General features: G+C 41.5%; 28 protein-coding genes. 25 read left to right on the top strand and 3 right to left on the bottom strand.

Going from position 1 to position 26,560, the window contains the following annotated elements:
- Positions 1-6 precede the first annotated feature (6 nt).
- A complete protein-coding gene (gene sstT / locus AAFQ93_RS09355; protein ID WP_375555274.1) occupies positions 7-1,212 on the bottom strand; it encodes a serine/threonine transporter SstT in 1,206 nt (401 codons plus the stop codon).
- Positions 1,213-1,362: 150 nt separating this feature from the next.
- Between sstT and AAFQ93_RS09350 the strand changes: the two genes are divergently transcribed.
- The 25 genes from AAFQ93_RS09350 to AAFQ93_RS09230 all read left to right on the top strand — a co-directional run bounded on the left by AAFQ93_RS09350 (position 1,363) and on the right by AAFQ93_RS09230 (position 24,055).
- Positions 1,363-1,929 carry a mechanosensitive ion channel family protein gene (locus AAFQ93_RS09350; protein WP_375555273.1) on the top strand — a complete coding sequence of 189 codons (567 nt, stop codon included), beginning with the start codon at positions 1,363-1,365 and terminating at the stop codon, positions 1,927-1,929.
- Between the two features lie 51 nt (positions 1,930-1,980).
- A complete protein-coding gene (locus AAFQ93_RS09345; RefSeq protein ID WP_049508908.1) occupies positions 1,981-2,886 on the top strand; it encodes a magnesium transporter CorA family protein in 906 nt (301 codons plus the stop codon).
- Positions 2,887-2,910: 24 nt separating this feature from the next.
- A complete protein-coding gene (locus tag AAFQ93_RS09340) occupies positions 2,911-3,438 on the top strand; it encodes a YqeG family HAD IIIA-type phosphatase (RefSeq protein WP_375555272.1) in 528 nt (175 codons plus the stop codon).
- 2 nt (positions 3,439-3,440) lie between these two features.
- The gene (gene yqeH, locus AAFQ93_RS09335) at positions 3,441-4,547 is read left to right on the top strand and encodes a ribosome biogenesis GTPase YqeH (RefSeq protein ID WP_375555271.1); all 1,107 of its coding nucleotides are present in this window, start codon (positions 3,441-3,443) and stop codon (positions 4,545-4,547) included.
- A gap of 211 nt (positions 4,548-4,758) precedes the next feature.
- Positions 4,759-5,070, top strand: a complete 312-nt coding sequence (gene yhbY / locus AAFQ93_RS09330) for a ribosome assembly RNA-binding protein YhbY (protein WP_000060171.1) — start codon at positions 4,759-4,761, stop codon at positions 5,068-5,070.
- Between the two features lie 50 nt (positions 5,071-5,120).
- Positions 5,121-5,750: a nicotinate-nucleotide adenylyltransferase gene (locus tag AAFQ93_RS09325; RefSeq protein ID WP_375555270.1), complete on the top strand. Its 630-nt coding sequence runs from the start codon at positions 5,121-5,123 to the stop codon at positions 5,748-5,750.
- Positions 5,750-6,343: a bis(5'-nucleosyl)-tetraphosphatase (symmetrical) YqeK gene (gene yqeK, locus AAFQ93_RS09320; protein WP_375555269.1), complete on the top strand. Its 594-nt coding sequence runs from the start codon at positions 5,750-5,752 to the stop codon at positions 6,341-6,343. Before AAFQ93_RS09325 ends, yqeK begins: the two co-directional genes overlap by 1 nt.
- The gene (locus tag AAFQ93_RS09315; protein WP_375555268.1) at positions 6,344-6,844 is read left to right on the top strand and encodes a cysteine hydrolase family protein; all 501 of its coding nucleotides are present in this window, start codon (positions 6,344-6,346) and stop codon (positions 6,842-6,844) included.
- Positions 6,845-6,856: 12 nt separating this feature from the next.
- Entirely contained in the window at positions 6,857-7,210 is a 354-nt protein-coding gene (gene rsfS / locus AAFQ93_RS09310; RefSeq protein WP_049503418.1) for a ribosome silencing factor, read from the top strand.
- A gap of 110 nt (positions 7,211-7,320) precedes the next feature.
- Positions 7,321-8,061, top strand: coding sequence for a class I SAM-dependent DNA methyltransferase (locus AAFQ93_RS09305; protein WP_375555267.1), 741 nt, complete (start codon positions 7,321-7,323; stop codon positions 8,059-8,061).
- 9 nt (positions 8,062-8,070) lie between these two features.
- Positions 8,071-9,168, top strand: a complete 1,098-nt coding sequence (locus AAFQ93_RS09300; RefSeq protein WP_375555266.1) for a nucleotidyltransferase — start codon at positions 8,071-8,073, stop codon at positions 9,166-9,168.
- A gap of 132 nt (positions 9,169-9,300) precedes the next feature.
- The gene (locus AAFQ93_RS09295) at positions 9,301-9,555 is read left to right on the top strand and encodes a type II toxin-antitoxin system Phd/YefM family antitoxin (RefSeq protein WP_186822552.1); all 255 of its coding nucleotides are present in this window, start codon (positions 9,301-9,303) and stop codon (positions 9,553-9,555) included.
- A gap of 3 nt (positions 9,556-9,558) precedes the next feature.
- Positions 9,559-9,813 carry a Txe/YoeB family addiction module toxin gene (locus AAFQ93_RS09290; protein WP_223140070.1) on the top strand — a complete coding sequence of 85 codons (255 nt, stop codon included), beginning with the start codon at positions 9,559-9,561 and terminating at the stop codon, positions 9,811-9,813.
- Positions 9,814-10,030: 217 nt separating this feature from the next.
- Entirely contained in the window at positions 10,031-11,644 is a 1,614-nt protein-coding gene (locus AAFQ93_RS09285) for a ribonuclease Y (RefSeq protein ID WP_375555265.1), read from the top strand.
- Positions 11,645-11,780: 136 nt separating this feature from the next.
- The gene (gene gmk / locus AAFQ93_RS09280) at positions 11,781-12,407 is read left to right on the top strand and encodes a guanylate kinase (protein WP_000775049.1); all 627 of its coding nucleotides are present in this window, start codon (positions 11,781-11,783) and stop codon (positions 12,405-12,407) included.
- Positions 12,408-12,431: 24 nt separating this feature from the next.
- The gene (gene rpoZ / locus AAFQ93_RS09275; RefSeq protein ID WP_045763172.1) at positions 12,432-12,746 is read left to right on the top strand and encodes a DNA-directed RNA polymerase subunit omega; all 315 of its coding nucleotides are present in this window, start codon (positions 12,432-12,434) and stop codon (positions 12,744-12,746) included.
- Between the two features lie 84 nt (positions 12,747-12,830).
- Positions 12,831-15,227, top strand: coding sequence for a primosomal protein N' (locus tag AAFQ93_RS09270; protein ID WP_375555264.1), 2,397 nt, complete (start codon positions 12,831-12,833; stop codon positions 15,225-15,227).
- Between the two features lie 12 nt (positions 15,228-15,239).
- On the top strand, positions 15,240-16,175 hold the full coding sequence (gene fmt / locus AAFQ93_RS09265) for a methionyl-tRNA formyltransferase (protein ID WP_375555263.1): 936 nt from the start codon (positions 15,240-15,242) through the stop codon (positions 16,173-16,175).
- Positions 16,168-17,481, top strand: a complete 1,314-nt coding sequence (gene rsmB / locus AAFQ93_RS09260) for a 16S rRNA (cytosine(967)-C(5))-methyltransferase RsmB (RefSeq protein WP_375555262.1) — start codon at positions 16,168-16,170, stop codon at positions 17,479-17,481. The genes fmt and rsmB overlap by 8 nt, the downstream gene beginning before the upstream one ends.
- Positions 17,482-17,496: 15 nt before the next feature.
- On the top strand, positions 17,497-18,237 hold the full coding sequence (locus tag AAFQ93_RS09255; protein WP_375555261.1) for a Stp1/IreP family PP2C-type Ser/Thr phosphatase: 741 nt from the start codon (positions 17,497-17,499) through the stop codon (positions 18,235-18,237).
- On the top strand, positions 18,234-20,120 hold the full coding sequence (pknB, locus tag AAFQ93_RS09250; protein ID WP_375555260.1) for a Stk1 family PASTA domain-containing Ser/Thr kinase: 1,887 nt from the start codon (positions 18,234-18,236) through the stop codon (positions 20,118-20,120). Before AAFQ93_RS09255 ends, pknB begins: the two co-directional genes overlap by 4 nt.
- A gap of 102 nt (positions 20,121-20,222) precedes the next feature.
- A complete protein-coding gene (locus AAFQ93_RS09245) occupies positions 20,223-20,981 on the top strand; it encodes a threonine/serine exporter family protein (protein WP_070461156.1) in 759 nt (252 codons plus the stop codon).
- 1 nt (position 20,982) lies between these two features.
- Positions 20,983-21,432: a threonine/serine exporter family protein gene (locus AAFQ93_RS09240; RefSeq protein ID WP_045763178.1), complete on the top strand. Its 450-nt coding sequence runs from the start codon at positions 20,983-20,985 to the stop codon at positions 21,430-21,432.
- Between the two features lie 176 nt (positions 21,433-21,608).
- The gene (locus tag AAFQ93_RS09235) at positions 21,609-22,781 is read left to right on the top strand and encodes a hydroxymethylglutaryl-CoA synthase (protein ID WP_375555259.1); all 1,173 of its coding nucleotides are present in this window, start codon (positions 21,609-21,611) and stop codon (positions 22,779-22,781) included.
- The gene (locus AAFQ93_RS09230; protein WP_375555258.1) at positions 22,781-24,055 is read left to right on the top strand and encodes a hydroxymethylglutaryl-CoA reductase, degradative; all 1,275 of its coding nucleotides are present in this window, start codon (positions 22,781-22,783) and stop codon (positions 24,053-24,055) included. The genes AAFQ93_RS09235 and AAFQ93_RS09230 overlap by 1 nt, the downstream gene beginning before the upstream one ends.
- Positions 24,056-24,094: 39 nt before the next feature.
- Here AAFQ93_RS09230 and AAFQ93_RS09225 read toward each other — a convergent pair whose 3' ends face one another.
- Both AAFQ93_RS09225 and AAFQ93_RS09220 read right to left on the bottom strand, forming a co-directional pair.
- On the bottom strand, positions 24,095-25,060 hold the full coding sequence (locus AAFQ93_RS09225; protein ID WP_061862785.1) for a LacI family DNA-binding transcriptional regulator: 966 nt from the start codon (positions 25,058-25,060) through the stop codon (positions 24,095-24,097).
- Positions 25,041-26,495 (bottom strand): sucrose-6-phosphate hydrolase, encoded by a 1,455-nt coding sequence (locus AAFQ93_RS09220; RefSeq protein ID WP_375555257.1) that lies wholly within the window; start codon positions 26,493-26,495, stop codon positions 25,041-25,043. The genes AAFQ93_RS09225 and AAFQ93_RS09220 overlap by 20 nt, the downstream gene beginning before the upstream one ends.
- Between the last annotated feature and the right edge of the window lie 65 nt (positions 26,496-26,560).

Below are 26,560 nucleotides of genomic sequence, written 5' to 3'. Positions count from 1 at the left end.
TCTAGATTATTTTTTGTGAGCAGAGGAAAATTCTGCTACTGCTGTAAAGAGGACATCTGTTGAAGAGTTGAGGGCTGTTTCGCAAGAGTCTTGAATAACACCAATAACGAAACCAACACCCACAACCTGCATAGCAATATCGTTGGTAATCCCAAAGAGACTGCAGGCAACTGGGATAAGTAGGAGTGAACCTCCGGCGATTCCTGAAGCACCGCAGGCAGAGATGGCTGCAACGATACTGAGTACAAAGGCTGTTGCAAAATCAACTGAGATTCCTAGAGTATTGACAGCTGCTAGGGTTAAGATGTTGATGGTAACAGCAGCTCCAGCCATATTGATGGTTGATCCCAAGGGGATTGAGACAGAATAGGTATCTGGATTAAGACCTAGATCCTCACAGAGTTTCATATTAACAGGGATATTAGCAGCGGAACTTCGGGTGAAAAAGGCTGTAACGCCACTGATACGCAAGCATTTCCACACCAAGGGATATGGATTTTTCTTGATAAAGAGAAAAGCAATCAGAGGATTGATCACTAGGGCAACGAAAACCATAGTGGCAATCAAAAGTCCGAGTAGGATTCCGTAATTTGCTAAACTAGCGATACCTTGGTCTGAGATGGTTTTGAAGACCAAGCCCAGGATACCAAAGGGCGCAAGGTTGATGATCCATTCGACGATTTTTGAAGTCACACTGGCCATTGTTTTGAGTAGTTCCTTGCTATTTTTGCTAGCTTCTCGCATGGCAACTCCAAAGACGATAGCCCAAGACAAAATTCCGATATAGTTAGCTTCGATGATGGCGTTGACAGGATTATCTACTATTTTTAGTAGGAGATTACTGAGTACTTGTCCGATGCCGTCTGGCGGAGTAACTTCTGTGCTAGCGCTACTCAAGACCATCTGAACAGGGAAAAGAAAGCTAGCCAAAACTGCTACAAGAGCCGCAGCAAAAGTCCCCAGCAAATAGAGGAAAATGACTTTTTTCATATTGCTATCTTGGCCTTTCTGGTGTTGGGAAAGGGCATTAGCGACTAAAGCAAAAACCAGGATAGGAGCGATGGCCTTTAGTCCTCCTACAAATAAATCTCCCAATAAACCGATGCCAGTTAAATTAGGAACGAGTAGACCTAGAATTGCTCCCAGGGTCATTCCGATCCCAATACGTTTGATAAGATTTGTTTTGTTCCAAGCACGAATAATTCTTTTCATAGAGGTCTCCTTTTTGTGTATTGTTTATGATTATAGTATAAATATACTCGAAAAGCAAGTGAGTTATAAGTTTCGTTGGAATTAATGAATATTTATGAAAAGGATGGCGAGGAAGGATTTATGGTATAATGAATAGAAAAGGAGTTTTATATGCAAGAATTTTTTCAACGTTACCTAGATAAATTAGATGTAACAACTGTTTTAGAGAATCTATTAACCAAGGTGATTTCCCTTTTGCTACTGATTCTTATCTTTTATATTGCCAAAAAGTTTCTCCATGCTGCTGTAAGAAAGATTGTTAAACCTTCACTTAAGTTTTCAAATCGAGATGCTGGTAGACAAAAGACCATTTCTCGTTTGCTTGAGAATATTTTTAACTATATCCTTTATTTCTTCTTGATTTACTGTATCTTGTCTATCTTAGGTTTGCCTGTTTCTAGCTTGCTTGCAGGTGCGGGGATTGCTGGGGTGGCTATCGGTATGGGAGCACAAGGTTTTCTATCAGATGTCATCAATGGCTTCTTTATTCTCTTTGAGCGCCAGTTGGACGTTGGAGATGAGGTTGTCTTGACTAACGGCCCAATTACTGTATCGGGGAAAGTCGTTAGTGTAGGAATTCGGACAACTCAACTGCGAAGTGATGACCAAGCTCTTCATTTTGTTCCTAATCGGAATATCACCGTCGTTAGCAATTTTTCAAGAAAAGAAGAGAACTGAAATTTTACTTGATTTATGGTACAATAGAAAGAGTTTGGTAAAGGAGAAACGATGTTTTTAGATAAGCAGTTAGGAAATGGTTGTACCTGGATTAATCTAGATGTGGAAATCATTAAAAATCTCGAAGACCTATCAGAAATCTATGGATTGGATAAAGAAACCATCGAGTATGCGCTGGATAGAAACGAACGAGCCCACATGGATTATAACCGTGAAAACGGGACAGTCACCTTTATCTATAACGTTCTTGACTTAGAAAGGGACAAGGAATACTATGAAGCCATTCCTATGACCTTTATCGTGGAAAAGCAACGAATGATTACCATCAGTAACCATAAGAATGCTTATGTCATTGATCAGATGCTAGGCTATCTTGAAAATCATGAAATCATTTCAATCTACAAGTTTCTATTTGCCGGTTTAGAGCTTATCAGCAATGCTTATTATCCTGTCATTGAACAGATGGATAAAAGTAAGGATGAAATCAGTGCCTTGTTGCGTCAAACAACCACTAAAAAAAATCTCTTTGCCCTCTCTGACTTGGAAACTGGTATGGTTTACTTGACAGCTGCGGCTAAACAAAATCGCCTCCTCTTGGAGCATATCCAGGGACATGCGCTTTATCGGAACTTTAACGAAGTGGAAAGAGAGCAGTTTGATGATGCTATGATTGAAGCTCATCAGTTGGTGTCCATGACAGATTTGATTTCCCAGGTTTTACAACAACTCTCAGGATCTTACAATAATATCCTAAACAACAATCTGAATGATAATTTGACAACCTTGACCATTATCTCAGTTTTGCTAGCCATTCTTGCAGTCATTACAGGATTTTTCGGAATGAATGTCCCTCTGCCATTTACAGAAGAGCCTAATGCCTGGATATATATTTTGATTGCTAGTTTAATTTTATGGGCAATCTTGGCTCAGTATCTAAAGAAAATTGCTAGAAACTAAAAAATAGAAAGAAAAGGAGCCAGAATGGCGATTGAAAATTACATGCCAGATTTTGCTGTGGAAGCAGTTTATGATCTGACAGTCCAAAGCCTGGAGGAGCAGGGGATCAAGGCTGTTTTGGTTGATTTGGATAATACCCTGATTGCTTGGAATAATCCAGATGGAACAGCAGAGATGAAGCAATGGTTACATGATCTGCGCGATGCTGGGATACGTATCATTGTGGTATCTAACAATACTCCCAAACGTGTCAAACGAGCAGTTGAAAAATTTGATATTGACTATGTTTATTGGGCGCTGAAGCCCTTTACTTTAGGAATTAACCGTGCCATGAAACATTTCCACTATGAAAAAGACCAAGTGGTCATGGTTGGCGACCAGCTTATGACGGATATTCGAGCAGCCCATCGAGCAGGTATTCGTTCGATTTTGGTTAAACCCTTGGTTCAACACGACTCTATTAAGACTCAGATTAACCGAGCGCGTGAGCGTCGTGTGATGAGAAAAATCGCTGAAAAGTACGGACCGATTACATATAAAAAAGGAATCTAATTATGGAAGAAATTCTCTGTATTGGTTGTGGAGCAATCATTCAGACGGAAGATAAGACTGGGCTTGGTTTTACGCCTCAGTCAGCACTTGAAAAAGGTTTGGAAACTGGAGAAGTTTATTGCCAGCGTTGTTTCCGTCTTCGTCACTACAATGAAATCACTGATGTTCAGTTAACGGATGATGATTTCCTCAAACTCTTGCACGAGGTTGGAGATAGCGATGCCTTGGTAGTAAATGTCATTGATATCTTTGACTTCAATGGTTCTGTCATCCCAGGTTTGCCACGTTTTGTGTCAGGTAATGACGTGCTCTTGGTTGGAAATAAAAAAGACATCCTTCCTAAGTCTGTTAAGCCTGGTAAAATTAGCCAATGGCTCATGGAACGTGCCCATGAGGAGGGGCTTCGTCCAGTCGATGTCGTCCTAACTTCTGCACAAAATAAGCATGCCATTAAGGAAGTCATTGACAAGATTGAGCACTACCGTAAGGGACGTGATGTTTACGTAGTTGGTGTGACAAATGTCGGGAAATCAACCCTTATCAATGCCATCATCCAGGAAATCACGGGTGACCAGAATGTCATCACAACTTCACGCTTCCCAGGAACAACCTTGGATAAGATTGAAATTCCGCTCGATGATGGTTCTTATATCTACGATACGCCTGGAATTATCCATCGTCATCAAATGGCCCACTACTTGACGGCTAAAAATCTCAAGTATGTCAGTCCTAAAAAGGAAATCAAGCCTAAAACCTACCAGCTCAATCCAGAGCAAACTCTATTTTTAGGTGGCTTGGGACGCTTTGATTTCATTGCAGGAGAAAAGCAAGGATTTACAGCTTTCTTTGACAATGAACTCAAACTTCATCGTACCAAGCTAGAAGGGGCTAGCGCTTTTTACGATAAGCACCTTGGAACTCTTCTGACGCCACCAAATACCAAGGAAAAAGAAGACTTTCCAAAACTAGTCCAACATGTATTTACCATCAAGGATAAGACAGACCTAGTCATCTCAGGATTAGGCTGGATCCGCGTAACAGGAATCGCCAAAGTCGCAGTCTGGGCACCAGAAGGCGTCGCCGTCGTCACACGAAAAGCAATTATTTAAACTAAAATCACTGAGCGAACAAAGTGAGCTCATAAAAAGATAGTTATTGCCGTGGTGTGATTGCCAATCTATAGATTGGCAAGGGGCACAATTGAGACCTAGGCTCAATTGTGAGGTCAGGAAATCCGTTTTTCAAAGATGAAATCTTTGGGAAATTAGTTCCGACCGTCCCCCACCACCTAAAATAACTATCAAAAAAGGAAGAAAGAATATGTCATTAACATCAAAACAACGTGCCTTCCTCAACAGCCAGGCACACACCCTCAAACCCATCATCCAAATCGGAAAAAACGGACTCAACGACCAAATCAAAACCAGCGTCCGTCAGGCACTGGATGCCCGCGAATTGATCAAGGTTACACTCTTGCAAAATACAGATGAAAACATCCACGAAGTAGCTGAAATCTTGGAAGAAGAAATTGGTGTGGATACAGTCCAAAAAATCGGACGTATCTTGATTTTGTATAAGCAATCAAGCAAGAAAGAAAATCGTAAGATTTCAAAAAAAGTCAAAGAAATCTAAGCACGATACTCCCAAAACTGTTTTTACAGAAGACTAAAGGAGATTAGCCTATGGCAATCGAACTATTAACTCCCTTTACAAAAGTGGAGTTAGAGCCAGAAATAAAGGATAAAAAACGCAAACAAGTCGGTATCTTGGGTGGAAATTTTAATCCTGTTCACAATGCCCACCTGATCGTGGCAGACCAAGTGCGCCAGCAGTTGGGATTGGATCAAGTTCTGCTCATGCCTGAATATCAACCACCTCACGTAGATAAAAAGGAAACCATTCCTGAACACCATCGCCTCAAGATGCTTGAATTGGCTATCGAAGGAATCGAAGGTCTAGCTATTGAAACCATCGAGCTAGAGCGTAAGGGTATTTCTTACACCTACGACACCATGAAGCTTCTAACAGAGAAGAATCCAGATACAGATTATTATTTCATTATCGGAGCCGACATGGTGGACTATCTGCCTAAGTGGTACCGAATTGATGAGCTGGTTGACATGGTTCAGTTTGTGGGGGTTCAGCGCCCACGTTACAAGGCTGGGACTTCTTATCCAGTCATCTGGGTGGATGTGCCCCTCATGGATATTTCATCCAGTATGGTACGTGATTTCATCGCCCAAGGTCGCACACCTAACTTTCTCCTACCAAAACCAGTGCTAGACTATATCGAGAAAGAAGGGTTTTACTGATGGCATACCAAGACTATATCAACTGTTCCCGTGAAGAATTGTTGGAAAAAATGGCAGAGCTTCTACCTGAGAAACGCTTAACCCATTGTCTAGGTGTGGAGCGTGCAGCTATTGAATTGGCTCAGCGCTTTGGTGTAGATGTTGAGAAGGCTGGTCTAGCAGGTCTCCTTCATGACTATGCTAAAAAACTGTCCGATCAAGAGTTTCTAGACTTGATTGATCGATATCAACTAGATCCAGACCTCAAAAATTGGGGCAATAATGTCTGGCATGGCATGGTTGGCATCTACAAGATTCAGGAAGATTTAGATTTGAAAGATCCTGAAATTTTGCGTGCAATAGAAATTCATACAGTCGGAGCTGGCCAAATGACCGACCTAGACAAGGTCATTTATGTCGCAGACTATATCGAGCACAATCGTGCCTTTCCAGGTGTGGATGAGGCTCGTGAGATTGCAAGTTTGTCACTCAATAAGGCAGTAGCCTTTGAAACAGCTCGTACTGTAGAGCATTTGGCTCATCAGGGATTCCCTATCTATCCCCAAACCCTTGAAACCTATAACACCTATGTGCACTATTTGAAAGAGGATTAAATGAAGACGGTTTTTATCATTATTGATGTACAAAATATTTTAGTGGAAACAGGTTTTAAGACAGAAAGTCTATTGGAAAAAATTTCTTATTTACAAGATCAGGCTAGAAGTAAGAATATCGAAATTATCTATGTTCAACATATTGAGAGTCCAGAAGCTCAAACATCGAAAGATTGGCAACTATCTGCGCTTTTAAATCGAAAACCTGATGAAAAGGTCTTTCAGAAGAAGTATAATAGTATTTTCAAAGAAACTGGCTTAAAAGAATACTTGGATAAACAGGGGATTAAAAAATTAGTTTTATGTGGTATGCAGACAGAATATTGTGTGGATACCTCTGTCAAGGTTGCTTTTGAATATGGCTATAAGCTTATTATTCCAGAAGGAACTTGCACAACGTTTGATGGGGATGACATTCCAGCTGAAACGATAAATGAATTTTATGAGGACATTTGGGAGGAGCGCTTTGCAGATGTCCTAGATTACAAACATATTTTCTAGAAAGAGGATTAAATGAACGAAAAAGAATTACTAGAACTAGTCGTGAAAGCGGCTGATGAGAAACGTGCAGAGGATATCCTCGCACTTGATGTACAAGATTTGACTAGTGTGACTGACTATTTTGTCATCACTAGTTCTATGAATAGTCGTCAGTTGGATGCTATCGCTGATAATATCCGTGAAAAAGTAGCTGAAGCTGGCTTTAAAGGTAGCCATGTTGAAGGCGATGCAGCTGGAGGCTGGGTCCTATTAGACCTCGGTGGTGTCGTAGTGCATATCTTCTCAGAAGAAATGCGTGCCCACTATAACCTCGAAAAACTATGGCATGAGGCAAATTCTGTAGACATTTCAGAAGCCTTAGCATAGAAGATGAACTCAGTTGTAATCAACTGGGTTTTATTTGCTTATGTTAGAAGAAAATTGTTAGAAAGGTAAGGGCTAGTGGTGTTTACCATGGGGCTCTTGGTATCATGATTATGGCAACTTATGAAACTTTTGCGGCGGTCTATGATGCGGTTATGGATGATAGTTTATACGACAAATGGACGGATTTTTCGCTACGTCATTTGCCAAAGACTAAGGAGAGAAAGAAACTCTTGGAGCTGGCTTGTGGTACAGGAATCCAGTCCGTTCGCTTTTCTCAAGCTGGATTTAATGTGACTGGGCTTGATTTAAGCGCGGATATGTTGAAAATTGCCGAAAAGAGAGCTACTTCAGCCAAGCAAAAGATTGATTTTATGGAAGGCAATATGCTGGATTTGTCCAAGGCTGGTAAATACGACTTTGTGACCTGCTATTCCGATTCTATCTGCTACATGCAGGATGAGGTGGAAGTCGGGGATGTCTTTAAAGAAGTCTATAATGCTCTCAATGAGGACGGGGTCTTTATCTTTGATGTGCATTCGACATACCAGACAGATGAGGTCTTCCCAGGCTATTCCTACCATGAAAACGCCGAAGACTTTGCCATGCTTTGGGATACCTATGAGGACGATGCTCCTCATTCCGTCGTGCATGAACTGACCTTCTTTATCAAGGAGGCAGATGGTTCCTTTAGCCGTCATGATGAGGTACATGAGGAACGGACTTACGAGGTCTTGACCTATGATATCTTGCTGGAACAGGCTGGTTTCAAATCCTTCAAACTCTTTGCGGACTTTGAAGACAAGGAGCCAACAGAAACCAGTACCCGTTGGTTTTTCGTCGCTCAGAAGTAGGAGATTTCCATGACCATTACAGGTATTATCGCGGAGTTCAATCCCTTTCATAATGGCCACAAATATCTACTGGAACAGGTAGAGGGACTGAAAATCGTTGCCATGTCTGGGAATTTCATGCAGCGTGGGGAGCCTGCTATCGTGGATAAGTGGACACGGGCTCAGATGGCGCTGGAAAATGGGGCGGACCTGGTAGTGGAATTGCCCTTTTTAGTCAGTGTTCAGGCAGCGGATTTCTTTGGGCAAGGAGCAGTAGATATCTTGGCACGGTTGGGGATTGATAGCCTAGCTTTTGGGACAGAGGAAGTTCTGGATTATCGGAAAATTGCAGACCTATATTCAGAACGTGGTCAAGAGATGGAGCAATTTGTGGGCAATCTACCTGATTCTCTTTCTTATCCCCAGAAAACCCAAGCTATGTGGAAGGAATTTGCAGGTCTTGATTTTTCTGGTGATACGCCCAATCATGTCCTTGCTCTTGCCTATGCCAAGGCAGTCGCGGGGCGCAACATCAAACTTCATCCAATTCAACGTCAGGGAGCGGGTTACCATTCGGTGGATAAGGATGTTGACTTTGCCTCAGCGACAGCTCTTCGTCAGCATCAAAATGACCAAGATTTCTTAGAACGTTTTATGCCTTCGGTTGCTCTTTTTGAAAATGCTAGCAAGGTAAACTGGGAAGATTATTATCCTTTGCTTCGCTATCAAATCTTGTCAAACCTAGACCTAACCACTATCTATCAGGTCAATCAAGAAATGGCAGTGCGCATCAAGGAGGCTATTAAGACGTCACAGACTTTGGAAGAATTGGTAGAGTCAGTTGCCACTAAACGCTATACCAAAGCACGTGTCAGACGCCTCTTGACCTATATCTTGGTCCAGGCTAGAGAAAGTGACTTGCCTGAAGCCATTCACGTCCTTGGTTTTACCGAAAAAGGCAGACAACACCTTAAAACTCTTAAGGAGCAGGTTAATCTAGTTAGCCGAATCGGCAAAGACCCCTGGGATGCTATGACTCAAAAGGCAGACCAGATTTACCAACTAGCTCACCCAGGTATAACAGAACAAAATTTTGGTCGAGTGCCAATTAAAATCGAATCAAACTGAGTCTACTGTGAGGTAGGCTTTTTTAGTTTTTTTCGAATAAATAGATAGAAAAGGAAAGGTCTTGTACAAGTTCCTGATAACTTTTTTCTTTTCGTGTATAATAGTGGAAAAGAGGTAAAACGAGGTATGGTTATGGAAGCAGTTCTTTACTCAACATTCCGAAATCATTTAAAGGACTATATGAAGAAGGTAAACGATGAGTTTGAACCTTTGACTGTGGTCAACAAAAATCCTGACGAAGACATTGTCGTCCTTTCAAAGAGTGAGTGGGATAGTATTCAAGAAACCTTGAGAATTGCTCAGAATAAGGAGCTTTCTGACAAGGTCTTGCGAGGAATGTCCCAAGTTCGTGCAGGACATACTCAGGTGCATGTGATTGAGGAGTGATGAATGCTACTCAAATTCACAGAAGATGCCTGGGCGAATTATTGCTACTGGCAAAACCAAGATAAGAAAACACTAAAAAGAATTAACAAATTAATTAAGGATATTCAACATGATCCTTTCACAGGCATAGGTAAACCAGAACCGCTCAAATATGATTACCAAGGAGCTTGGTCGCGTCGTATTGACGCAGAAAATCGCTTAATCTATATGATTGATGGAGACAGCGCGGCTTTCTTGTCTTTCAAAGAATATTATTAAGTCTACTTTGAGGTAGGCTTTTTAACTTATTTTTTTCTAAAAAAATCTTTAAAAATTTACTTAGGGAGAATAGCTTATTTTATTAGGGAAAATAAGGTTTTTTAGACTTGAAATGACCAAAATAACTTCAATTTAAGGTTTGTTAAAAATGATTTTTTATGGTAGAATGTATAAGAATGCATATCATTCGGATAAACAAATAAATTGAGGTAAAAACATGGAAATTATGACAATTGTTATAGTTGTTTTTGCCGTCATCATTGGTTTAGTCATTGGATATGTCAGCATCTCAGTCAAGATGAAATCATCACAAGAGGCTGCAGAGCTGATGCTTTTAAATGCTGAACAAGAAGCAACTAATTTACGAGGACAAGCTGAGCGCGAAGCGGATTTATTACTCAATGAAGCTAAGAGCGAAAGCAAGTCTCTTAAAAAAGAAGCACTATTGGAGGCCAAAGAAGAAGCCAGAAAATACCGTGAAGAAGTGGACGCTGAATTTAAATCAGAACGTCAAGAACTCAAGCAAATCGAAAGTCGTTTGACCGAACGTGCTAGCAGTCTTGATCGTAAAGATGACAATTTGACGAACAAAGAAAAAACACTTGAACAAAAAGAACAAAGTATTTCTGATAGAGCAAAAAACCTTGATGTACGTGAAGAGCAACTAGAAGAAATTGAGAAACAAAAGCAAGCTGAACTAGAGCGTATTGGAACTCTGACTCAGTCGGAAGCAAAAGACATTATCTTGGCCCAGACAGAGGAAAACTTGACTAAGGAAATTGCTAGTCGCATTCGTGAGGCTGAGCAAGAAGTTAAGGAACGTTCAGACAAATTGGCTAAGGATATCTTGTCCCAAGCTATGCAGAGAATTGCTGGTGAGTATGTGGCTGAGTCTACCAACTCTACGGTTCATCTGCCTGATGATACCATGAAAGGTCGTATCATTGGTCGTGAAGGACGTAATATCCGTACTTTTGAAAGTTTGACAGGGGTTGATGTTATCATTGATGATACGCCAGAAGTGGTAACCTTGTCAGGTTTTGATCCTATCCGTCGCGAGATTGCCCGTATGACGATGGAAACCTTGCTTAAGGATGGACGTATCCACCCAGCTCGTATCGAAGAGTTGGTTGAGAAAAATCGTCAAGAGATTGATAACAAGATTCGTGAATATGGTGAAGCCGCAGCCTATGAAATTGGTGCACCAAACCTTCACCCAGACTTGATGAAGATCATGGGACGCTTGCAGTTCCGTACTTCATACGGACAAAATGTCTTGCGTCATTCGATTGAAGTTGCTAAGTTGGCTGGTATCATGGCCAGCGAACTTGGTGAAAATGCTACCCTTGCTCGTCGCGCGGGATTCCTTCACGATATTGGTAAAGCCATTGACCGTGAGGTAGAAGGTAGCCACGTTGAGATTGGTACTGAGTTGGCTCGCAAGTACAAAGAGCATCCAGTCGTGATTAACACCATTGCCAGTCACCACGGAGATGTAGAACCTGAAAGTGTGATCGCAGTCATCGTTGCTGCAGCGGATGCCTTAAGCGCAGCCCGTCCAGGAGCTCGTAGCGAATCGCTTGAAAGCTACATCAAACGTCTCCATGATTTAGAGGAAATCGCGAATAGCTTTGAAGGTGTTCAAAATAGCTTTGCCCTTCAAGCGGGTCGTGAAATCCGTATCATGGTGAACCCAGGTCAAATCAAGGACGACAAGGTTACAATCTTGGCTCATAAAGTTCGTGAGAAAATTGAAAGTAATCTCGATTACCCAGGAAATATCAAGGTAACCGTGATTCGTGAACTTCGTGCAGTTGATTATGCAAAATAAATAAGAAAGAGCAGTTGAAAAATTACTGCTTTTTTGTTACACTAGATAGAAAGACTGTAGCGAGCAGAAATGGCTTTAGATATATAATCTTACAGAAATTTTCAAGTCATTTCACAAACTATCCAAAGGAGATATAATGGCAGACCGAGGCTTACTAATCGTTTTTTCAGGTCCTTCAGGAGTTGGAAAAGGAACGGTTAGACGAGAAATTTTTGAGAGTTCTGAAAATCAATTTCAATATTCTGTATCTATGACGACACGGGCACAACGTCCAGGTGAAGTAGATGGTGTTGATTATTTTTTCCGTACAAGGGAGGAATTTGAAGAATTGATCCGTCAAGGGCAAATGTTAGAGTATGCAGAGTATGTAGGCAACTACTACGGAACTCCTCTGACCTATGTCAATGAAACGCTTGATAAAGGAATTGACGTCTTCCTAGAAATTGAAGTACAGGGAGCTCTTCAGGTCAAGAAAAAAGTTCCAGATGCTGTCTTTATCTTTTTGACACCACCAGATTTGGAAGAATTGCAAGACCGTCTCGTAGGCCGTGGTACAGATAGCGCAGAAGTAATTGCTCAGCGTATCGAAAAAGCCAAGGAAGAAATTGCTTTGATGCGTGAGTATGACTACGCTATTGTAAATGACCATGTTCCTCTTGCCGCAGAACGTGTAAAACGTGTGATTGAAGCTGAACATTTCCGTGTAGACCGCGTGATAGGTCACTATCAGGATATGCTACCAAAGTCTCCGACTATTCGATAAACTATAGAAAACAGGTACAAACAAATGATGCTTAAACCCTCTATCGATACCTTGCTTGATAAGGTACCATCAAAATATTCACTCGTAATCTTGGAAGCAAAACGTGCTCACGAATTAGAAGCTGGAGCACCTCCAACTCAAGAATTTAAATCTGAGAAATCTACTCTTCGTGCCTTGGAAGAAATTGAATCAGGGAATGTAACCATCCACCCAGATCCAGAAGGAAAACGCGAAGCTGTTCGCCGTCGTATCGAAGAAGAAAGACGATTGAAAGAAGAAGAAGAAAAGAAAATCAAAGAGCAAATCGCGAAAGAAAAAGAAGAAGGTGAAAAAATTTAAGGTTGGGGGGACTCAATCTTATTTTTTCTATTGCAAGAATACTCAATTAATTAAAAGGGTTTAAAAAGAGAAGGAGGTGAGGATATGGCTATTGCAAAAATCATTGTGGATGTTCCCTTGATGCAGACAGACCAGCCCTATAGCTACAAAATTCCTGAGGAATTTGAGGGGATGCTGGAAGTCGGCATGCGGGTTCATGTACCCTTTGGGAAGGCCAATCGCTTGATTCAGGGAATTGTTCTTGGAATGGAGTCTCAATCTGATGCAGATGTGGCAGACGAGGACTTGAAAGAGATTGCTGAGGTGCTGGACTTTTCTCCTGTTTTAACGGAGGAACAACTCTGGCTAGCTGAAGAACTACGTAAGTCAGTTTTTTCATACAAGATTTCCATTCTAAAAGCTATGCTCCCTGGATTTTTGAACTCTAGCTATGATAAGATCCTCTATCCTCTGGAAGGCTTAAGTCAAGAAGATAGAGAACGCTTATTCGGTTCGCAGGAGTCTCTAGCATTTTCATCTCTAGATTTAGAAAAGCAAGCTGAGATGATGCGATTGACTCGAAAAGGTCTTTTAAAACTAGAGTACCAGGCTGTGGATCAGAAGAAAGTTAAGACGCAGTCTTGGGTTGAAGTGAATCTTGATAAATTAGAAAAGCTAGAAATCTCAAATCGTGCCAAGAAGAAATTGGAACTGCGAGAATATTTATTAGTACATTCTGAAACAGTTCCTTTGGCTGATTTGTTAGAACATTACTCACGCGAACAAGTTAACTTCTTTGTGGAACATGGTGCTATCACCATCGTGCAAAAGGAAGTCCAACGTTCAGCTGCCTACTTTGAAGGAATTGAATCCAGCCAATCTTTAGAATTAAATCCAGAACAAAAAAAAGCCTGTGAGGCGGTTGTTGGAGCGATTGGGAAAGAACATCCTCCATTTCTTCTACAAGGAATCACAGGAAGTGGGAAAACAGAGGTTTACTTGCAGATTATCCAAGGAGCCTTGGATATGGGGAAAACAGCTATCGTTCTAGTTCCAGAAATCTCTCTGACACCTCAAATGACCGAGCGTTTTATTGGTCGTTTTGGTGAGAAAGTTGCCATTCTCCACTCTGGCTTGTCCAATGGTGAGAAGTACGATGAATGGCGCAAGGTGGAGCGAGGAGAAGCCCAGGTAGTTGTTGGTGCTAGGTCTGCCATTTTTGCACCTTTGAAAAATCTAGGGGTAATCATTATCGATGAGGAGCACGAGGCCAGCTACAAGCAAGACAGTAATCCTCGTTATCATGCTAGAGATGTGGCCATTTTACGAGCTCAGTACAATCAAGCTGCCTTAGTTCTTGGTTCTGCAACACCGAGTCTAGAAAGTCGTGCGCGTGCTGGCAAGGGTGTTTATCAGCATCTGCGCCTGACTCAACGTGCCAATCCTTTAGCAAGTATTCCTGAAGTTCAACTCATTGACTTCCGTGATTATATCGGGCAAAATGAAACGTCAAACTTTACACCACCACTGATTGAGGCCATTCAAGATCGTCTGGATAAAAAAGAGCAGGTTGTTCTCATGCTCAATCGCCGTGGTTATTCAAGTTTTGTCATGTGTCGAGAATGTGGGACCGTGGACACCTGTCCAAATTGCGATATTTCCTTGACGCTCCACATGGATACCAAGACGATGAACTGTCATTATTGTGGTTTTTCTAAGGAAATTCCCTATGTCTGTCCAAACTGTCAGAGTCGTAGCATTCGCTATTACGGGACAGGGACTCAGAAGGCCTACGATGAGCTAGCAGAACTCTTTCCAGAAGCACGCATTCTACGCATGGATGTAGATACAACTCGCAAAAAGGGCAGTCACCAAGCTCTACTTGAACAATTTGGCAATGGTGAAGCGGATATTTTACTTGGAACCCAAATGATTGCCAAGGGCTTGGATTTTCCCAATGTGACCTTGGTTGGTGTTCTCAATGCGGATACAGCCTTGAATCTGCCTGATTTCCGTTCTTCTGAGAGAACCTTTCAACTCTTGACCCAGGTTGCAGGACGAGCAGGAAGGGCTGAAAAAGCTGGGCAGGTCTTGATCCAGTCATACAATCCTCAGCATTATGCCATTCGCTTCGCCAAGGATCAGGACTATGAAGGCTTCTATGCCTATGAAATGGGCATCAGACGTCAGTTGGGTTATCCACCTTATTATTTCACAATTGGAATTACCTTGTCTCATAAAAAAGAAGAAGAGGTTCTGAGACGTGCTTATCAAGTAATGGAGATTTTGCGGTCAGGTTTGTCGGATGCTAGTATCATCCTTGGTCCAACGCCTAAACCTATCGCTCGCACTCATAACCTCTATCATTATCAGATTTTAATTAAATACCGTTTAGAAGATGAGCTTGGTCCAACCCTTAACCAGGTCTTGGCCTTGACTCAAGAACGGGAAAATAGCGAACTTCGTCTCAGTATTGACCACGAACCGCAACAGTTTTTATAAGAAGGAGAAGATATGACAAAATTAATCTTTATGGGGACTCCCGATTTTTCAGCAACCGTTTTGAAGGGACTTTTGTCAGATGATCACTATGAGATTCTAGCAGTTGTAACTCAGCCAGACCGTGCTGTCGGACGTAAAAAAGTTATCCAAGAAACCCCAGTTAAACAAGCAGCCAAAGAGGCAGGACTTCCTATCTATCAACCCGAAAAATTATCAGGTAGTCCAGAAATAGAAGCTATCATGAACTTGGGCGCTGATGGGATTGTAACAGCCGCCTTTGGGCAATTTCTCCCAAGTAAACTCCTTGATAGCATGGATTTTGCAGTCAATGTTCATGCTTCCCTCCTTCCTAAACACCGTGGTGGTGCTCCTATCCATTATGCCTTGATTCAGGGTGATAAGGAAGCAGGAGTGACCATTATGGAAATGGTCAAGGAAATGGATGCTGGTGATATGATTTCCCGTCGTAGCATTCCGATTACAGATGAGGACAATGTCGGAACCTTGTTTGAAAAATTGGCTATAGTGGGTCGTGATTTGCTTTTGGATACTTTGCCTGCATACATTGCTGGCGAGATTCAGCCTCAACCACAGGACCCAAGTCAGGTTACATTTTCGCCTAATATCAAACCTGAAGAAGAAAAGTTGGACTGGAACAAGACCAACCGTCAACTCTTTAACCAAATTCGTGGTATGAATCCTTGGCCAGTTGCTCATACTTTTCTAAAGGGCGAACGCTTCAAAATCTATGAAGCACTCCCTGTAGAAGGTCATGGAACTCCAGGTGAGATTCTTTCCATCGGTAAGAAGGAATTGATTGTCGCAACAGCAGAAGGAGCCCTGTCTTTCAAACAGATTCAACCAGCAGGAAAACCTAAAATGGACATTGCTTCCTTCCTCAACGGTGTGGGACGAACTTTGGCAGTAGGAGAACGATTTGGTGACTAAAGTAGAAACGGCTAGAAACTTAGCCTTAAAGGTGCTAGAGGATGTCTTTGTCAATCAAGCCTACTCCAATATAGCCTTAAATAAACACCTCAAGGGAAGTCAACTGTCAGCTACTGACAAAGGCTTGGTGACAGAGCTTGTTTACGGAACCGTAGCTCGAAAACTAACCTTAGAGTGGTACTTATCTCACTTTATTGAGGATAGAGACAAGCTAGACAGCTGGCTCTATGTTTTACTTCTCATGAGTGTCTATCAACTCCAATACTTGGATAAGCTACCTGACCATGCAGTGGTCAATGAAGCAGTTGAAATTGCTAAATTTCGAAAAAAAGGTAGCGAAAAACTAGTCAATGCTGTTCTGCGCCGTATCTTGCGTGAGGGCTTGCCAGATATTGCCAGTATCAAACGTAAAAATAAGCGTGACTCTATTGCCTACTCTTTACCAGTTTGGTTGATTTCTAAGCTAAAGGAAGAGTATGGTGAAGAGAGAGCGCAAGCGATTTTTGAAAGTCTTTTGCAACGTAATAAAGCCAGTATTCGCGTAACAGATTTGAGCCGAAAAGAGGAAATTAAAGTTTTGCTTGGTACAAGTGATTCTCATTTATCTCCTGCTGGTCTGGTTAAGGAGCAGGGGCATTTTGCTAGTCATGAATTGTTTTCAGAAGGACTTATTACTATCCAAGATGAGTCAAGTCAACTGGTTGCACCGACACTAGAGCTACAAGGCGACGAGCAGGTTTTAGATGCTTGTGCAGCTCCTGGCGGAAAGACCGCCCATATGGCATCCTATCTGACGACAGGTCAGGTAACGGCTCTAGATCTCTATGATCACAAACTCAATTTGATTCAAGAAAATGCAGAGCGTTTAGGTGTAGCGGACCGTGTCCAAACGCAAAAACTGGACGCTCGAAAAGTGCATGAATTTTTTGGCAATGATCAATTTGATAAGATTCTTGTTGATGCTCCTTGTTCAGGGATTGGTCTATTGCGTCGGAAACCAGATATCAAATACAACAAAGACACTGCTGATTTCACGTCATTACAGGAAATTCAGCTGGAAATATTAGGTAGTGTTTGTCAAACGCTACGAAAAGGTGGTATAATAACTTATAGTACCTGTACTATTGTCTCGGAAGAGAACTTTCAAGTGGTTCAAGCATTCTTAGAAAGTCATCCCGAGTTTGAGCAGGTTAAACTAGAACACGAATGCAAGGATATCGTGAAAAATGGTTGTATCCTCATTACTCCGGAATTATACGGAAGTGATGGATTCTTTATCAGCCAATTTCGTAAGATATCCAATTAGGAAGGAACTGACACAATGGAGATTTCATTATTAACAGATGTGGGTCAGAAACGTACAAATAATCAAGACTATGTCAATCTTTTTGTCAACCGTGCCGGTCGTACAATGATCATCTTGGCTGATGGGATGGGAGGACACCGTGCAGGTAATATTGCCAGCGAGATGGCAGTAACTGATTTAGGTGTTGCCTGGGTTGATACGCAGATTGACACCGTTAATGAAGTTCGCGAATGGTTTGCCCACTATCTAGAAGTTGAAAATCAAAAGATTTATCAAATGGGGCGTGATGAAGCCTACAAGGGAATGGGGACAACTCTAGAAGCCCTTGCAATCATTGATCATCAAGCTATTTATGCTCATATTGGAGATTCTAGAATCGGTCTTATTCGAGGAGAAGAGTACCGTCAACTAACAAGTGATCATTCCTTGGTTAATGAATTGCTCAAGGCGGGTCAATTGACACCTGAAGAAGCTGAAGCACATCCACAAAAGAATATCATCACACAGTCTATTGGACAAAAAGATGAAATTCAACCTGACTTAGGAATTGTCAGCTTGGAAGCAGGTGACTATCTTGTCATGAATAGTGACGGTCTAACCAATATGATTTCAGGCAGTGAGATCTATGATATTGTGACTAGCGATATCTCTCTTGATGATAAGGCAGCCACCTTGGTACGCTTTGCCAACAATGCCGGAGGGCTTGATAATATTACAGTTGCCCTTGTTTCAATTAAGGAGGAGGCGGCAGAATGATCCAAATCGGCAAGATTTTTGCCGGGCGGTATCGGATTATCAAACAAATTGGTCGTGGAGGTATGGCTGATGTCTACCTGGCCAAGGATTTGATTTTAGATGGGGAAGAGGTAGCTGTAAAGGTCTTGAGGACTAACTACCAGACTGACCCGATTGCTGTTGCTCGTTTTCAGCGTGAAGCGCGTGCAATGGCTGACTTAGATCATCCCCATATCGTTCGGATAACGGATATCGGCGAAGAGGACGGTCAACAGTACCTGGCTATGGAATATGTAGCTGGTCTTGATCTCAAGCGCTATATCAAAGAACACTATCCCCTCTCAAATGAAGAAGCTGTCCGTATCATGGGTCAGATTCTCTTGGCGATGCGCTTAGCGCACACTAAAGGTATTGTCCATCGTGACTTAAAACCTCAAAATATTCTCTTAACTCCTGATGGAACGGCTAAGGTGACGGACTTTGGGATTGCTGTAGCCTTTGCAGAGACAAGTCTGACTCAGACCAACTCTATGTTGGGTTCTGTGCACTACTTGTCACCTGAGCAGGCTCGTGGTTCAAAAGCAACGTTCCAAAGTGACATCTATGCCATGGGGATTATCTTCTACGAGATGCTGACAGGGCATATCCCTTATGATGGCGATAGTGCAGTAACCATCGCTCTCCAGCATTTTCAAAAACCTCTTCCTTCGGTCATAGCTGAAAATCCATCTGTTCCCCAAGCTTTGGAGAATGTGGTCATCAAAGCAACTGCTAAAAAGCTAACAGATCGATACCAGTCGGTTTCAGAGATGTATGTTGATTTATCTAGCAGTCTATCTTATAACCGCAGAAATGAACCTAAACTTGTTTTTGATGATGCTACTAAGGCGGACACAAAGACATTGCCAAAGGTTTCTCAGACAACCTTGACCTCTATTCCTAAGGTTCAACCACAGACAGATAGCCATCAGGCAACTAAAACTAGCCCAGAAGTAAGTGCTAAAAAATCTGTGGAAAAACCTGTAAAAAAACGTCGTTTTAAAGCACGTTATCTAGTTCTACTAGCAAGTTTCGTACTGGTTGCTGCTTCTCTGGTGTGGATTTTGTCTAGAACACCAGCTACTGTTGAGATTCCAAAAGTTGCAGGTCAAACAGTTGCTGAAGCTAAGGAAACCTTGAAAAAAGCCAACTTTGAAGTTGGTGATGAGAAAACGGAAGCTAGTGAAACAGTCGAGGAAGGACGAGTGATTCGGACAGATCCAGATGCTGGTTCAGCTCGCAAGGAAGGATCTAAAGTTAATCTAATCATATCTTCAGGTAAACAATCATTTAAGATTGGAAACTATATTGGACGCAAATCTACTGATGTTATTGCAGAGTTGAAAGAGAAAAAAGTTCCTGAAAATCTGATTAAGATTGAGGAAGAAGAGTCCAGTGAATCGGAACCAGGTGTGATTTTGAAACAGAGTTTATCTGAAGGTACGACCTATGATCTTAGCAAGGCCACTTCTATTGTATTGACCGTTGCTAAAAAGAAAAAGGTAACGACGATAAATATGCCAAACTACATTGGCTCGAGTCTTGAATTTGCTAGAAATAATCTTAAAAGTATAGGTATTAGTGAAGATAGAATTGAAATTAAAGAAGTGGAGATAGCACAAGAAGGAATTAAAGAAGGCGAGATTGCGAAACAAAGTCCTGCACCGGATGAAAAACTAGATTTAAGCAATCCGATAGTTAAACTATACATTTATAAACCTAAAAAAACTTCACCTTCAAGTAGTCAATCTTCGTCAGAACATAATTCTGGTCAAACTGACACAACAAACCCTACAAATCCTACGCAGGGTAACCATCCAACAACTCCTACACAAGATGGAACTGGAAGTCAACGAAATCAATAGACTCTCTATATAAACCAATCTTTGTCACAGTTTTTGTGACAAAGATTTTTTTTCCTCCGAAATTATGATAAAATAAAATGGAGTTTGAAAAAGGAGGGAAATATGGAAGAATCAAAAAAACTGAATGCAGTTATTGATGTCATCATGCTAGCTGGAACAATTCTGCTTCGCAATGGTTCTGAGATTTATCGTGTTGAAGATACCATGATTCGGATTGCTCATTCACAGGGCATTATGGATTGTAATGTTTTGGCCATGCCTGCCGCCATTTTTTTCTCCATTGAAAATACAAATATCTCTCGTATGAAGCGAGTGACATCCTCCTCTTATAATATTGAGAAGGTATGTGATGTTAACCAGATTTCACGACAACTTGTATCAGGACAGCTTGATTTGGAGACAGCCTTTATCCAATTAAAGGAATTAAATGCTAAGGCGTCTCCCTATACCAATGTTCAACTAACTGCAGCAGCGACTCTCAGTGCTCCTTTCTTTTCAATCATGTTTGGAGGGAATGTCTACGATGCAATCGGAGCAGGAGTGGCGACCTTATTTGCCTTTACTTGCTCTCTCTATGTAGAGAAGTTTATTCGTATTCCTTTTATGACAGCTTTTGCAGGTGCTCTTGTCTTTGGTTTGATTGCACAATTTTGGGCGCGCTATTCCGGTTTACCATCGACAGCTGATTTGGTCATTGCTGGTGCGGTTATGCCTTTTGTACCTGGAATTGCCCTGACCAATGCTGTTCGAGATATTATGACCAATCACATTAACTCTGGTATGAGCAAGATGTTTGAATCCTTGCTGATTACCCTTGCCTTAGGGGCTGGAACATCAGTCGCCCTCGTACTCATGAACTAATATGACACTAACAACATTTTTATTGCAAGCTCTAGCTAGTCTGCTTGCCATTATCACCTTTTTAATCGTTTTAAATGTCCAGCGTTCCATGCTCATCCCCGGTGGAGTTTTAGGGATGTCTATCTGGCTACTCTATCTGATACTCAAGGAACCAACCAATGTTATTTTGGCAACCTTTATTGCTGCGGTGATTGGTTCTTGTGTCAGCCAAATTATGAGTATCCTCTATAAGACACCAGCGGTTGTTTTTGCTCTGGCAATATTGGCGCCACTAGTGCCAGGTTATCTGTCCTATCGAACCACTTCCTTCTTCGTTACAGGTGACTACAGTCATGCCATTTCTAGTGCCATGTTAGTCATGATGTTGGCTCTCGTTATCTCCATTGGAATGGCCAGTGGAACAGTTTTGTTGAAATTGTATCATTATCTCAAAAAGAATCGAGCTAGCTAAGACTCGATTTTTTGTAGCCCTAAAGTTCTGTTTGTTGGACTATCCTAAAAATGAGATAAGGTTTTGAAAATGAACTTGATTTGGTGAATCAAGTCTTTTTTAGCTCATTTGACCTCAATTGTGATAAAATAGAGGTGAACGATTTTTTACAATGAATGATAAAAATAGAGGTAAATATGACAATCGGTATTGATAAGATTGGTTTTGCGACCAGTCAATACGTTTTGAAATTACAAGATTTAGCAGAAACCCGAGGAATTGATCCTGAAAAATTGAGTAAAGGACTCCTTTTAAAAGAATTGAGTATTGCTCCTTTAACAGAGGATATTGTTACTTTGGCTGCTAGTGCAGGAAATTCTATCCTGACTGAAGAAGAGAAGCAAGAGATTGATATGGTTATCGTTGCGACAGAGTCTGGGATTGACCAGAGTAAAGCTGCAGCTGTCTTTGTACACGGTTTGCTTGGAATTCAACCTTTTGCTCGTAGTTTTGAAATCAAGGAAGCCTGCTATGGTGCAACTGCGGCCCTTCACTATGCTAAGTTACACGTAGAAAATTCTCCAAAATCAAAAGTTTTGGTACTAGCTAGTGATATTGCAAGGTATGGTGTTGAAACTCCTGGAGAACCAACTCAAGGTGCAGGCTGTGTTGCCATGTTGATTAGCCAAAATCCACGCGTTATGGTCTTCAACAATGATAACGTTGCGCAGACTCGTGATATTATGGACTTTTGGCGTCCAAATTATTCAACGACACCATTTGTAAATGGGGTTTACTCAACACAGCAGTATCTTGATAGCTTAAAAACGACTTGGGAAGAGTATCAAAAGCGTTATGACTGTAACTTGGACGATTTTGAAGCTGTATGTTTCCACTTGCCATATCCAAAGCTAGCTCTCAAGGGATTGAAAAAAATCCTCGATAAATCTCTACCTCAAGAGAAAAAGGATTTACTTCAAAAGCACTTTGATGAATCCATTATTTATAGTCAAAAAGTTGGAAATATCTATACGGGTTCACTCTTTTTAGGACTCTTGTCTCTTCTTGAAAATTCTGATAGTCTGAAAGCTGGGGATAAGATTGCCCTCTACAGCTATGGTAGTGGTGCTGTATCTGAGTTCTTTAGTGTAGAATTGGTTGAAGGCTATGAAAAACAATTGCAGAATAATCGCTTAGAATTGCTAGACCAACGTCAAGCTTTGACTGTTGCGGACTATGAACGAATCTTTTTTGAGGAAGGAAACTTGGATGAGTCTGGATCTGCAATTATGTCAGGTTATGAAGGGCAAGACTATGCCCTTGTTGAGATTGTAGACCACCAACGTCGCTACAGCAAGGTTGAAAAATAATGAAAAAAAATTGGAATGGATTTGCTAAAAAATCAATTCAAGAGCGCCTAGAGCTAGTTAAGTCTCAGGCGCTTACTTCTATTGAAGTCCAAGAAAGTCTTGAGCAAAATGAAAATCTCAGTCTAACAGTTGCGGACCAATTGAGTGAAAATGTGGTTGGGACCTTTTCTCTCCCATACTCAGTAGTTCCAGAAGTACTGGTAAACGGTCAAGAGTACACCGTTCCTTATGTGACCGAAGAGCCATCTGTTGTTGCTGCAGCTAGTTTTGCTAGTAAGATTATCAAGCGTGCGGGTGGTTTTACTGCTCAGGTTCATCAGCGCCAAATGATTGGTCAGGTAGCTCTTTATCAGGTTCCAGATAGGGATAAAGCTTGTCAGGCTATTTTGAGTCAGAAAGCAGAGCTGCTCGAACAAGCAAACCAAGCCTATCCCTCTATTGTCAAACGTGGTGGTGGAGCTAGAGAGCTAACAGTTGAGAAAATTTCTGGTGAGGCTGACTTTTTAGTGGTTTATCTCCATGTAGATACTCAGGAAGCCATGGGCGCCAATATGCTCAATACCATGCTTGAAGCTTTAAAACCTAGTCTAGAGGCTCTCAGTCAAGGACAAAGCTTAATGGGGATCCTATCCAACTATGCCACAGATTCGTTAGTAACTGCAACTTGTCGTATTGCCTTTCGTTATTTGAGTCGTCAGAAGGATGAAGCGCGTGAACTAGCAGAAAAAATAGTTTTAGCTAGCCAGTTTGCTCAGGCAGATCCTTATCGAGCAGCGACTCACAACAAGGGAATCTTTAACGGAATCGATGCTCTCTTGATTGCTACTGGAAACGATTGGCGTGCTATAGAAGCAGGAGCGCATGCCTATGCGAGTCACGATGGCGCCTATCGAGGACTTAGTCGTTGGAGGATAGATTTGGGAAACGAAGAGCTTATTGGAGAGATGACCATGCCGATGCCAGTTGCCACCAAGGGTGGATCTATTGGTCTCAATCCTCGAGTCGTACTCAGTCATGAGTTGCTAGGTCATCCATCTGCCAAAGAATTGGCCCAAATTATCGTTTCGATTGGTCTCGCTCAAAACTTTGCAGCTCTTAAGGCTCTTGTTAGTACAGGGATTCAGCATGGACACATGAAGCTTCAAGCAAAATCTCTAGCGCTTTTAGCAGGTGCGACTGAGGCAGAAGTACCTAAACTAGTGGAAAGCTTGATTGCTGCAAAAACTTTTAATCTAGAAAAAGCCCAAACGTTATTGAAACATTTAAGATCATAAGAAAAACGACTCAGACTGATTCAGTCTGAGTCGTTTTGTTTAAATACTTTTTCCTGGTAAGAGACTAACTGGCAAGAAATAACCAGTAGTAGCAACCTCTTTGCCTTCGATTTTTTGAAGTAGTAACTCAACTGTCAGGCGAGCAATTTCTTCCAAGGGTTGTTTAATGGTAGTGAGGTGAGGGTAGAAATTCTCGATAAAATAAGTTCCATCATAGCCAATAACCTTGAGTTCTTCTGGAACAGAGATACCAAGCTCCTGGGCAATCTTCATAACCAAGATGGCTGTTAAATCGTCTGATGCGAAAATAGCATCTGGTTTTTGCTTAGTCAAGATATTTTTGATTTCCATTTCTTTTCGAAGGGGTGAAAAATCACTGGAAACATTGATAATGGGAGCCTTGGGTAAGATTGAAGCAAAACCAGCATGACGAAGTCCAGTTGGAGAATTGGAGTTGTCATTACCCGTAATCATGATGATAGCCTTGGCTCCAGTTTTAGCCAAGGTCTGAGCGGCAAGGACTCCGCCAGCATAGTTATCAGAAGAAACGACAGGAATATCTGGTGACAGGTTTCGGTCAAAGGAGATGATAGGAGCCGTCACGCGATTGTAGTCTTCAATCCCTAAGTTATGGCTACCAGAGATAATACCGTCCACTTGGTTGGCTTCTAGCATTTCAAGATATTCACGTTCTTTTTCCGAATCGTGCTCACTGTTACAGATGATTGTCTTGTAGCCTTTTTTGAATAGTTCGTGCTCTAATTTATCAATTAACTCTGCGTAGAAAACATGGCTAATTTTTGGGAAAATTAGCCCAATTAACTTGGCAGATTTTCCTTGAAGACTGCGAGCCAGATTGTTAGGTTTATAGCCTAGCTCACGCATAGCATCTTTAACCTTTTGAATAGTTTTTTCTGACAGGTAGCCTTTTTTATTGATAACACGTGAGACAGTAGTTGGGCTGACGCCTGCTAGTTCTGCGACATCAGTTAGTTTTGCGACCATATTCTAATTCGTAGTAAGTTCCAGTTGGGTTTCCAGATTTAATGAGGATTCCATTTTGATCTTCGTGAGGGAAGGCACGACCAGAAAATACTTTTTCTCCTTTATTGATGAAAATTTCAAAAACTGAGTTGTCAATGAAGATATTGACAGTAGTAGCTTGGTTATCAATTGGACATGAGCGAGTAGTTCCAAATTCTTGAGCATATTGCTCACCTGCTTGACTGCGGTCAACAGTAACTTGACCATTGACAAGGTCAAAAATGATAGAGAGTCCCTTACCATCTTTATCAGCAAGAAGGACGATTTCACTTTGGCTATTAGCTTCTAAGTTAAGCTCAAGTTCGTAGGTATTTTTGGTTTCAGAACGATTTGAAAATTCCTCTTCCGAAGCACGAAGGTTTTTGATAGCTGCGACAGGGTACTGATAGAGTTTACCATCTTTGATGGTAAGTTCCTTGACTAGTGAGAAGGTTCCTTGGTGATCAAAACGATCAGATGGATAAGACACATCTGGTAAACCAAGCCAACTAACAGCAAGGGCACGTCCATCAGGGGTATTGAAGGCTTGAGTAGCATAGGCTTCAAAACCATAATCGAGGTTGTGTAGTTCAGACACATCTACCATACGAGCATTTTCTGGATCAAAGGAAGTGCCGATTTTATACATGTTTGGATAGATATTGTCGTATTCAAGGACCTTTTTATCCAAACCTTGTGGGCAGTAAAGAAGGACAGGCTGTTCTCCGACAAAGACTAGGTTTGGGCACTCCATCATATAAGCAGTGCGGTCATTGTTGAAGTCAAGGTCTCCGACTTCTTGCCAGTTTGTATAATCATTTTCGATAGCCTTATAGAGACGGACAAATCCTTTTTTGTCCAAATCTTGACCACCGACGATAGCGTAGTATTGCCCTTTAAAGTTAAAAATCTGTGGATCTCGGAAGTGGTCAGTAGCATCAGCAGGCTGATCAATCAAGATTTTATCAATCTTTTTAATATTTCCATCCTTATCCATCAAGGCACCGATCTGATAAGGGTGGCGTACCCAATTCTCATCACGGACATTTCCAGTATAAAAGAGGAACAATTGATCACCAAACTGCATAGCAGATCCAGAGTAAGCACCGTGGCTATCAAGTGGAGTATCAGGTAAGATTTTTACACCTGTTTCAGTAAAGTGCACCAAATCGTCGCTTTCAAGTTGAACCCAAGATTTTAAGCCATGAGCTGCACCAAAGGGGAAGTTTTGGTAAAAGATAACCCACTTGCCATCAAAATAAGAAAAGCCGTTTGGGTCGTTGAGGAGACCTTTCTTTGGCTCAATGTGATAGCTGACATGCCATGGGGATTGTGCCATCTTTTCTTGGATTTCTTTTCTTTCTTCTTGTGTCCAATCTTCATAACGTCTGTAACGACGTTCAGTAGTCCATTCCATTTCTATTTCCTCCATAAATTCTACTATCTTAATAGTAAACGTTTCCTTATAAAAAAGCAAGTCTT

Source organism: Streptococcus nidrosiense, assembly GCF_042140045.1.
GTDB classification, from domain to species: Bacteria; Bacillota; Bacilli; order Lactobacillales; family Streptococcaceae; genus Streptococcus; species Streptococcus nidrosiense.
The sequence above is the reverse complement of the archived record's forward strand: the minus strand, read 5'-3'. Positions and strand labels throughout refer to the sequence as shown.

Bases quoted from the DNA above. Each gene is read 5' to 3' on its own strand.
- sstT (WP_375555274.1), bottom strand. From the start codon at position 1,212: ATGAAAAGAATTATTCGTGCTTGGAACAAAACAAATCTTATCAAACGT.
- AAFQ93_RS09350 (WP_375555273.1), top strand. From the start codon at position 1,363: ATGCAAGAATTTTTTCAACGTTACCTAGATAAATTAGATGTAACAACT.
- AAFQ93_RS09345 (WP_049508908.1), top strand. From the start codon at position 1,981: ATGTTTTTAGATAAGCAGTTAGGAAATGGTTGTACCTGGATTAATCTA.
- AAFQ93_RS09340 (WP_375555272.1), top strand. From the start codon at position 2,911: ATGGCGATTGAAAATTACATGCCAGATTTTGCTGTGGAAGCAGTTTAT.
- yqeH (WP_375555271.1), top strand. From the start codon at position 3,441: ATGGAAGAAATTCTCTGTATTGGTTGTGGAGCAATCATTCAGACGGAA.
- yhbY (WP_000060171.1), top strand. From the start codon at position 4,759: ATGTCATTAACATCAAAACAACGTGCCTTCCTCAACAGCCAGGCACAC.
- AAFQ93_RS09325 (WP_375555270.1), top strand. From the start codon at position 5,121: ATGGCAATCGAACTATTAACTCCCTTTACAAAAGTGGAGTTAGAGCCA.
- yqeK (WP_375555269.1), top strand. From the start codon at position 5,750: ATGGCATACCAAGACTATATCAACTGTTCCCGTGAAGAATTGTTGGAA.
- AAFQ93_RS09315 (WP_375555268.1), top strand. From the start codon at position 6,344: ATGAAGACGGTTTTTATCATTATTGATGTACAAAATATTTTAGTGGAA.
- rsfS (WP_049503418.1), top strand. From the start codon at position 6,857: ATGAACGAAAAAGAATTACTAGAACTAGTCGTGAAAGCGGCTGATGAG.
- AAFQ93_RS09305 (WP_375555267.1), top strand. From the start codon at position 7,321: ATGGCAACTTATGAAACTTTTGCGGCGGTCTATGATGCGGTTATGGAT.
- AAFQ93_RS09300 (WP_375555266.1), top strand. From the start codon at position 8,071: ATGACCATTACAGGTATTATCGCGGAGTTCAATCCCTTTCATAATGGC.
- AAFQ93_RS09295 (WP_186822552.1), top strand. From the start codon at position 9,301: ATGGAAGCAGTTCTTTACTCAACATTCCGAAATCATTTAAAGGACTAT.
- AAFQ93_RS09290 (WP_223140070.1), top strand. From the start codon at position 9,559: ATGCTACTCAAATTCACAGAAGATGCCTGGGCGAATTATTGCTACTGG.
- AAFQ93_RS09285 (WP_375555265.1), top strand. From the start codon at position 10,031: ATGGAAATTATGACAATTGTTATAGTTGTTTTTGCCGTCATCATTGGT.
- gmk (WP_000775049.1), top strand. From the start codon at position 11,781: ATGGCAGACCGAGGCTTACTAATCGTTTTTTCAGGTCCTTCAGGAGTT.
- rpoZ (WP_045763172.1), top strand. From the start codon at position 12,432: ATGATGCTTAAACCCTCTATCGATACCTTGCTTGATAAGGTACCATCA.
- AAFQ93_RS09270 (WP_375555264.1), top strand. From the start codon at position 12,831: ATGGCTATTGCAAAAATCATTGTGGATGTTCCCTTGATGCAGACAGAC.
- fmt (WP_375555263.1), top strand. From the start codon at position 15,240: ATGACAAAATTAATCTTTATGGGGACTCCCGATTTTTCAGCAACCGTT.
- AAFQ93_RS09255 (WP_375555261.1), top strand. From the start codon at position 17,497: ATGGAGATTTCATTATTAACAGATGTGGGTCAGAAACGTACAAATAAT.
- pknB (WP_375555260.1), top strand. From the start codon at position 18,234: ATGATCCAAATCGGCAAGATTTTTGCCGGGCGGTATCGGATTATCAAA.
- AAFQ93_RS09245 (WP_070461156.1), top strand. From the start codon at position 20,223: ATGGAAGAATCAAAAAAACTGAATGCAGTTATTGATGTCATCATGCTA.
- AAFQ93_RS09240 (WP_045763178.1), top strand. From the start codon at position 20,983: ATGACACTAACAACATTTTTATTGCAAGCTCTAGCTAGTCTGCTTGCC.
- AAFQ93_RS09235 (WP_375555259.1), top strand. From the start codon at position 21,609: ATGACAATCGGTATTGATAAGATTGGTTTTGCGACCAGTCAATACGTT.
- AAFQ93_RS09230 (WP_375555258.1), top strand. From the start codon at position 22,781: ATGAAAAAAAATTGGAATGGATTTGCTAAAAAATCAATTCAAGAGCGC.
- AAFQ93_RS09225 (WP_061862785.1), bottom strand. From the start codon at position 25,060: ATGGTCGCAAAACTAACTGATGTCGCAGAACTAGCAGGCGTCAGCCCA.
- AAFQ93_RS09220 (WP_375555257.1), bottom strand. From the start codon at position 26,495: ATGGAATGGACTACTGAACGTCGTTACAGACGTTATGAAGATTGGACA.